At 69.1% G+C, this 7,274-nt stretch carries 8 protein-coding genes; 4 read left to right on the top strand and 4 right to left on the bottom strand.

The annotated features are described in order from the left end of the window. Positions 1-997: glycoside hydrolase family 3 N-terminal domain-containing protein (locus ABN028_RS28135; RefSeq protein ID WP_349698712.1), on the top strand; the 997-nt coding region annotated here is incomplete at its 5' end. 6 nt (positions 998-1,003) lie between these two features. On the opposite strand, the gene ABN028_RS28130 is transcribed toward ABN028_RS28135, so the two are convergent. Both ABN028_RS28130 and ABN028_RS28125 read right to left on the bottom strand, forming a co-directional pair. Continuing rightward, positions 1,004-1,384 carry a Rid family detoxifying hydrolase gene (locus tag ABN028_RS28130; protein WP_349698711.1) on the bottom strand — a complete coding sequence of 127 codons (381 nt, stop codon included), beginning with the start codon at positions 1,382-1,384 and terminating at the stop codon, positions 1,004-1,006. Positions 1,385-1,449: 65 nt separating this feature from the next. Next, positions 1,450-1,929, bottom strand: a complete 480-nt coding sequence (locus tag ABN028_RS28125) for an Lrp/AsnC family transcriptional regulator (protein ID WP_349326813.1) — start codon at positions 1,927-1,929, stop codon at positions 1,450-1,452. A 94-nt stretch (positions 1,930-2,023) separates the two neighbouring features. Here ABN028_RS28125 and ABN028_RS28120 point away from each other — a divergent pair, with 94 nt between their 5' ends. Continuing rightward, positions 2,024-2,497, top strand: coding sequence for a rhodanese-like domain-containing protein (locus ABN028_RS28120; RefSeq protein ID WP_349326815.1), 474 nt, complete (start codon positions 2,024-2,026; stop codon positions 2,495-2,497). An 18-nt stretch (positions 2,498-2,515) separates the two neighbouring features. Here the strand turns inward: ABN028_RS28120 and ABN028_RS28115 are convergent, their stop codons facing one another. Beyond that, positions 2,516-3,517, bottom strand: coding sequence for a glutathione S-transferase family protein (locus ABN028_RS28115; RefSeq protein ID WP_349698710.1), 1,002 nt, complete (start codon positions 3,515-3,517; stop codon positions 2,516-2,518). Positions 3,518-3,646: 129 nt separating this feature from the next. Further along, entirely contained in the window at positions 3,647-4,963 is a 1,317-nt protein-coding gene (locus ABN028_RS28110; protein WP_349698709.1) for a class I SAM-dependent methyltransferase, read from the bottom strand. A 230-nt stretch (positions 4,964-5,193) separates the two neighbouring features. Here ABN028_RS28110 and groES point away from each other — a divergent pair, with 230 nt between their 5' ends. Both groES and groL read left to right on the top strand, forming a co-directional pair. Next, positions 5,194-5,490: a co-chaperone GroES gene (groES, locus tag ABN028_RS28105; RefSeq protein ID WP_349326819.1), complete on the top strand. Its 297-nt coding sequence runs from the start codon at positions 5,194-5,196 to the stop codon at positions 5,488-5,490. Positions 5,491-5,650: 160 nt separating this feature from the next. Beyond that, the gene (gene groL / locus ABN028_RS28100; RefSeq protein WP_349326820.1) at positions 5,651-7,267 is read left to right on the top strand and encodes a chaperonin GroEL; all 1,617 of its coding nucleotides are present in this window, start codon (positions 5,651-5,653) and stop codon (positions 7,265-7,267) included. Positions 7,268-7,274 lie beyond the last annotated feature (7 nt).

Here is a 7,274-nt window from a genome sequence, read left to right as displayed (position 1 = left end):
CAAGGGCTCCTTGCGCGGCTACGCCGAGGCCGGCATCGTCGCCGTCCCCAAGCACTTCCCCGGCCACGGCAGCGTTCCGGCCGACAGTCACGTGAGCCTGCCCGTGCAGGAGGCGTCGCTGGCGGAGCTCCGCCGGCGCGACCTCGTACCTTTCAAGGCCGCCGTCGGTGCCGGGGCGCAGGCGGTGATGGTCGCGCACATCGACGTTCGCGCCGTCGATGCCGGTGCGCCATCGTCGGTGTCGGGCCCGGTGATCGGCGGGATGCTCCGCGAGCGGCTCGGCTTCTCCGGCGTCGTCGTCACCGATGCGCTCGAGATGGCCGGCGTCGCGGAGAAGTACGGCAGTGCCGACGCGGGCGTGCGTGCCCTGCTCGCGGGCGCCGACATCCTGCTGCTGCCGGCCGATGCCGGCGCGAGCCATACGGCCGTCGTGCGTGCCGTCCGTTCCGGTCGGCTGCCGCAGGCCCGCCTCGACGCGGCGGCCGCGCGGTCGATCGCGCTGATGCTGCACCAGCGCGCGAGCGTGGGTGCCGATCCGTTGTCAGCGGCCGCCTTGGGTGGGTCGTCCCGGGCGTCCTACACCGCGTCGTTGCGCGGGCTCACCGTCGCGTCAGGTCCCTGTCGTGGCCGGCTCGTCGGTTCGCGGGTGCAGGTGATCGGAGGAGACCGGGAAGACCGGGAGCGGTTCGCCGCCGCCGCGCGCGACGCGGACCTCGACGTGACCCGGAGCGCGGCCGAAGGCGCCGGTGGTGCCGGCGACGTCGTACGCCTGCTCGACACGGGATGGGAGCAGGGCTCGGGCGATGTCGTGGTCGCGCTCGACACGCCGTACGGCCTCGGCGGCAGTCGGGCGGAGAAGGCGCGGATCGCGTTGTACGGAAGGACACCGGCCGCCTTCCAGGCACTGGTTGACGTCCTCACCGGCCGGGCACGCGGCACCGGCCGGCTCCCCGTCGATGTCGACGGCCTGCCGCCGCGCGCCGGCTGTCCCCGCTGACGACGCTCAGGAGCGCAGGGCGGCGACGACGTCGATCTCGACCAGGATGTTCATGAGCGTGGAACCGACCGTGGTCCGGACCGGGTACGGCTTCTCGAGGAACGACTCGTACACCCGGTTGAACTCCGCGAAGTCGTCGAGGCTCGCGAGGTGCACGGTGGCCTTGACGACGTCGGCGAAGGTGAGACCGCGCTCGGCCAGCACCGCGGCGACGTTGCGCATCACCTGGGCGGTCTGCTCGGCCACGCCGCCCTCGACCAGCGTGCCGGTCGCCGGATCCTGGGGGCCGAACCCCGCGGTGTAGAGAAAACCGTTCGCGACAATGCCTTGGGAGTAGGCACCCGCGGGGTTCGGTGCCTTGTCCGTACGAACTTCTTCCCGTGCCATGTGCGAGCCCTTCCGTCGTCGTCTCGACTGCCGGCCAACCTTCGAGGGTGAGGCTGGTCGAAACCCTAACGAAGTCTCTGCGTACGCCCACCGGTGAGGGGACGCCGGGGGAGCGGGCTGGAGTAGACGACGCTCGTCGTCACCGCACCGAGTCCCGCGATGCGTCCGGTGATCTCTTCGAGGTGACGCATCGAACGCGCCAGCACCTTGAGGACGAAACAGTCCTCGCCCGTGACGTGATGCGCCTCGGCGATCTCGGGCGTCGCCGCCAGCAGGTCGTGAAAGGGCTTGTAGTTGCCGGTGGGATAACGGAGCCTGACCAGCGCCATGATCGCGTATCCCAGGCGTTCGGCGTCGATCACCGCGGAGTAGCCGGCGATGACTCCGCGCTCTTCCAGGCGGCGGACGCGTTCGGTGACGGCGCTCGGTGACATCGCGACGGTCCGGGCGAGGTCGGCGAAACTGGCCCTGCCGTCGCGCTGGAGAGCGTCGATGATCCGCCAGTCGGTGTCGTCGAGGGGAGCGCCGGTGGATTCCACGGTCATGTGGGATGGATACCAGGCGATGCCTGGCAAATCCAGGTCCGCGCCGTGGATCGCTTCTTCAGCTCGGTCCGACGTGTCCGTAACGTTGCCAGACATGACGATCACGACGCCGAACCCGGTCCTCTCGGTGCCGCTGCGTACGCCTGACGACGCGGTGGCGTACTTCTCGGCCAGCCTTGCGTTCCACGCTGACGTGTCCGATGTGCAAGCCGCGCTTGACAGTGGGGCGCCGGGGTTCGTCCTCGTCGACTCGCGGGGGCCCGGGGCCTGGACGCAGGCCCACGTCCCGGGCGCTGTGCACCTGCCGACCGCGGAGATCCCGACACGCGCGGGTGCCCTGCTCGATCCAGGCGTACCCGTCGTCACCTACTGCTGGGGACCGGGCTGCAACGGCGCCACCAGGGCGGCGCTCGCCCTTGCCCAGCAGGGATATCGGGTGAAGGAGATGCTCGGCGGGATCGAGTACTGGATCCGGGAAGGATTCGCTGTCGAGACACCTGAGGGCGTCACCGCACGGCAGGCCGATCCGCTGACAGCGCCGGTGCGCAGCCGGTCCTGCGACTGCTGACGTGGACGAACGGCGACGTCAGCTCAGGTGGTCACGGCCGGCGGGCGCGTCCCAGTCCAGCACCGGCCCGGCGGGAACGATGCGGTACGGATTGAGCTTGCCGAATCCGGTGTAGTAGCCGCGTTTGATCGCCACGAAGTCGGTCGTCTCCTTGAACGCCGGACGCTGGTACAGGTCCCGTGCGTACGCCCACAGGTGCGGGTAGTCGACCAGTCGGCGCAGGTTGACCTTGAACAGCCCGTAGTAGACGGTGTCGAACCGTGCGAGTGTCACCCAGAGCCGCACATCGGACTCGGTGATCCGGTTGCCGAACAGGAAACGGTTGCCGGCAAGGCGGCGTTCGAGCGTGTCGAGGGTCTGGAAGAGGCGGTGCACCAGGTTGTCGTAGGTGCCCTGGTCGGGTTCGTTGCCGATCACATAGACGGCATTGTTGATGTCGTTGTAGAGCGTTTCGTTGAGCGTGTCGATGTCGGCACGCAGCCGCGGCGGATAGAGGTCCGTCCCGTCCTCGGCCAGACCCTCGAACTGGGTGGCCAGATCGATCGTCAGGTCCGGGAAGAAGTTGCTCACGATCTTGTGCGTCTGCTTGTCCCACAGCGTCGGGACCGAGACATGCCCGGGGTAGTCGGGGTGGGTCGCGTCGTAGGCCTGGCGGAGCAAGGTGAAGCCGTTCACCGGATCCGGGCCGGTGTCCTCGCGAAACGCCCAGCCGCGGCCGTCCCGCTCCCCGTGGACGTAGGACGCCGAAACGAGGTCGGAGAGGCCGGCGAGCTTGCGCACGATGGCCGCACGCTGTGCCCATGGACAGCTCCAGGCGAGGTACAGGTGGTAGCGGCCCGCCTCGGCCGGATACTCGGTGGACCCGTCGGAACTCAGCCGGCCGCGGAACGGATAGAGGTCGAGTGGCCGCTCGAAGCCGTCCTCGCCGAATTTGGCGTCCTTGACCGAATACGTGCCATATGCATCGTAATCGACCGGACTCGCGTACGCGGCGTCCTGCGATTCCTGCGTGGAGCTCATAGCGACGAAAACGCCACCGGCCGCCTCGTTAGTCCCTCCCGGACCTCGGTCGTGTGACGGGTCCACGCGGCGGCGCCGCTTTTGCCGGACGTGCCCTTGATGCCGAGGCGTGTTGGCTGAAGGTGCCCCTCACGCGGGGGTCGGGTCGACGAGCAGGGCGAGTGTGCCCTGCTCGCTGCGGGTGACGACGACCGTGGCCGCACCGGGTCCGCGGACTCCCAGCCGTTTGCGCAGCGTCTGCGGGTCGACGTCGACTCCCCGCTTCTTCACCGTGAGGTTCCCGACCTCACGGTCCCGGAGCTCACGCTTCAACACCTTCAGGTCGTACGGAAGGACGGCGACGACCCGGTAGGCGGACGCGAAGGGCGTCGACACCAGCTGGTCAGACGTGAGATAGGCGATCTTCGGATGCAGCAGGGATCCGTCGACCAGGGGAGCGACGCCAGTGACGAGCCCGGCGCGGATGACCGCGCCGTCGGGTTCATAGAGGTACGCCAGCGGAGGCGAGACTGGCGCGCCTCCGGGGTCATCGGCATCGGTCATCGTCACCCGGTCGGCCCACCCGCCTGTCTGCCCCGCCCACTCGCCGGCCTCACCCGCCGGCACTCCGCCCGCCGGGAGGACGGTCGCACGGCGGCGGTCGCCGACCCCGGTCCGCAGCCGCCCTGCCCACAGGGCGGCCTCCTTCACCTCACCGCCGACGCTGATCCACTCCGCTTCGACGCCGGCCGGGATCAGCCGGTGCGGGATGATCGGCGCGGTCTTCACGCAGGCGTCGCCCCGCAGCAGCTCCTCGACGAACGACCACGGCGGCGAATAGTCCGCAGAGTCGAAGATCCGCCCGCGAAGAGAGCGCCGGGCCGGGTCCGCCACTGCTGCGGAGTACGCCGCACGGTCCACCTCCCGCGCATCCGCCTGCTCGACCGACGCGTGCCCGGCCAGGTCCAGCTCGGCGAGGTTGGCGCGGGCGATGGCCACTGTCAGCGGGTCCGTGTCGACGCCGGTGACCTGGACGCCGGCCCGGGCGAGGGCGATCAGGTCCCCGCCGATGCCGCAGCAGAGGTCGACGATCCGGGCACCACGTTCCGGGGACGACTCGGGGCTTGGCGGCCCTGTCGTTTCCGGAGCGATCGTCTCCGGAGGGTCCAGGCGGCAGTCGGCATCGACAATGCGCCCGGCCCGGTACGCCGCCACCGCGCCGGTCGTCGCCTGCTCCAGGCCGTCCCGGGTGAAGAACATCCTGCCCGCGTCCTCGCCCCACTTGACCTGGGCACGCCGCCGAAGCGCGGCCTGCGTCATCGCCGCCGCCACCAGGTCGGGGGGATGGCAGCGCCGCAGCCGGGTCCCGAGCGCGACCGCTGTGTGTTCCTCGTACGCCGTGCACGCTTCCGCGAGGAGATCACGGCCGGCTGGCGTGAGCAGATCCCGGAACGTCTGGAGATCCACGAGGACACTCCTTCCGCGATCCGGGACGCGACACGCCACGCCATCTGGCACTCGGGTTGACCGAGTGCTAAGAGACCGCCTAGATTCTGAGTTGGCACTCTCGACCTTAGGGTGCCAACCAACAAGCCCGCGACGAGGCGGCCGGCACCCGCGACGACGGCTCGCCACACGTCGCGCCATAGGTGAAAGCACAGCCACCCGTGACATCCCGTGAAGGGGGAGGTCAACAAGTGTCGGTCTCCATCAAGCCACTCGAGGACCGGATCGTCGTCAAGGCGCTGGACGCCGAAGAGACGACGGCGTCGGGACTCGTGATCCCCGACACCGCGAAGGAGAAGCCCCAGGAGGGTGAAGTCCTCGCGGTCGGGCCTGGTCGCATCGACGACAACGGCAAGCGCATCCCGCTCGACGTCAGCGTCGGCGACAAGGTGATCTTCAGCAAGTACGGCGGCACCGAGGTCAAGTACAGCGGCGAGGATCTGCTGATCCTCTCGGCTCGTGACGTCCTCGCTGTCGTCACCAAGTGACACCAGGTCGCGGACTCACGCGCGTGGGGTCGTCGCAACACAACCTGTCGACCCCGAAGTCAAGACCAGCAACCAACCGATGACCTGACGACTGACACCGCCCCGGCGGCCTCCACATACCGGGGCGCCGGGGCGGTGTCGTGGAAGGACACACATACCCATGCCGAAGATCCTGGAGTTCGACGAGAACGCGCGGCGCGCCCTGGAGCGCGGCGTCGACGCTCTCGCGAACACCGTGAAGGTGACGCTTGGGCCACGCGGCCGCAACGTCGTCATCGACAAGAAGTGGGGCGCACCGACCATCACCAACGATGGCGTCACGGTCGCCCGTGAGGTGGAGCTCGAGGACCCGTTCGAGAACCTCGGCGCCCAGCTCGTCAAGGAAGTTGCGACGAAGACCAACGACATCGCCGGTGACGGCACCACGACGGCGACGGTGCTGGCGCAGGCGATGGTCCACGTCGGCCTCCGGGCCGTCGCCGCCGGCGCCAACCCGATGTCGCTCAAGAAGGGCATCGATGCTGCCGTCGAGGCGATCAACACCGAGCTCCTCGAGCAGGCCAAGTCCGTCGACACCAAGGACGAGATGGCCCACGTGGCCGCGATCTCGGCCCAGGACAAGACGATCGGGCAGCTCATCGCCGAAGCGTTCGACAAGGTGGGCAAGGACGGTGTGATCACCGTCGAGGAGTCCAACACTCTGGGCACCGAGCTCGAGCTCACCGAGGGCATGCAGTTCGACAAGGGGTTCATCTCCCCGAACTTCGTGACCGACGCCGAGCGCCAGGAAGCTGTCATCGAGGATCCGTACATCCTGATCAACCAGGGCAAGATCTCCTCGATGGCCGACCTCCTGCCGCTGCTGGAGAAGGTCGTCCAGGCGAGCAAGCCGCTGGTGATCATCTCCGAGGACGTCGAGGGCGAGGCGCTCGCGACGCTCGTCGTCAACAAGATCCGCGGCATCTTCAACTCGGTCGCCGTCAAGGCGCCCGGATTCGGCGACCGCCGCAAGGCGATGCTCGAGGACATCGCGACGCTCACCGGCGGCCAGCTGGTGGCGCCCGAGCTCGGCCTCAAGCTCGACCAGGTGGGGCTCGAGGTCCTGGGTACCGCCCGCCGGGTCGTCGTCACCAAGGACGACACGACGATCGTCGACGGCGGCGGTTCCGCCGACGACGTGGCGGCCCGGGTCGCGCGGATCAAGGCCGAGATCGACCAGACCGACTCCGACTGGGACCGCGAGAAGCTCCAGGAGCGGCTCGCCAAGCTCGCCGGTGGTGTCTGTGTGATCAAGGTCGGCGCCGCCACCGAGGTGGAGCTGAAGGAGAAGAAGCACCGGATCGAGGACGCGGTCTCCGCTACCCGTGCCGCGATCGAGGAGGGCATCGTCACCGGCGGTGGCGCCGCCCTCGTCCACGCGGCCGTCGCTCTCGACAAGGTGTCGGCCAACGGTGACGAGAAGATCGGTGTCGATCTCGTCCGCGCTGCGGTGCTGGAGCCGCTGCGGTGGATCGCCGAGAACGCTGGTGCCCAGGGCTACGTCGTCGTGGAGAAGGTGCGCGAGGCGGGCAAGGGCAAGGGCTACAACGCCGCGACCGGCGAATACGGCGACCTGACCGCACAGGGCGTCATCGACCCGGTGAAGGTGACCCGCTCGGCGCTCGCGAACGCGGCGTCGATCGCGGCCATGCTCCTCACCACGGAGACGCTCGTCGTCGACAAGCCCGAGGAGCCTGAGCCGGCACCCGCGGGTGCGGGCCACGGCCACGGCCACTGATCGGCGA

The organism is Actinopolymorpha sp. B17G11 (assembly GCF_040196095.1).
Lineage (GTDB): Bacteria > Actinomycetota > Actinomycetes > Propionibacteriales > Actinopolymorphaceae > Thermasporomyces.
The sequence above is the reverse complement of the archived record's forward strand: the minus strand, read 5'-3'. Positions and strand labels throughout refer to the sequence as shown.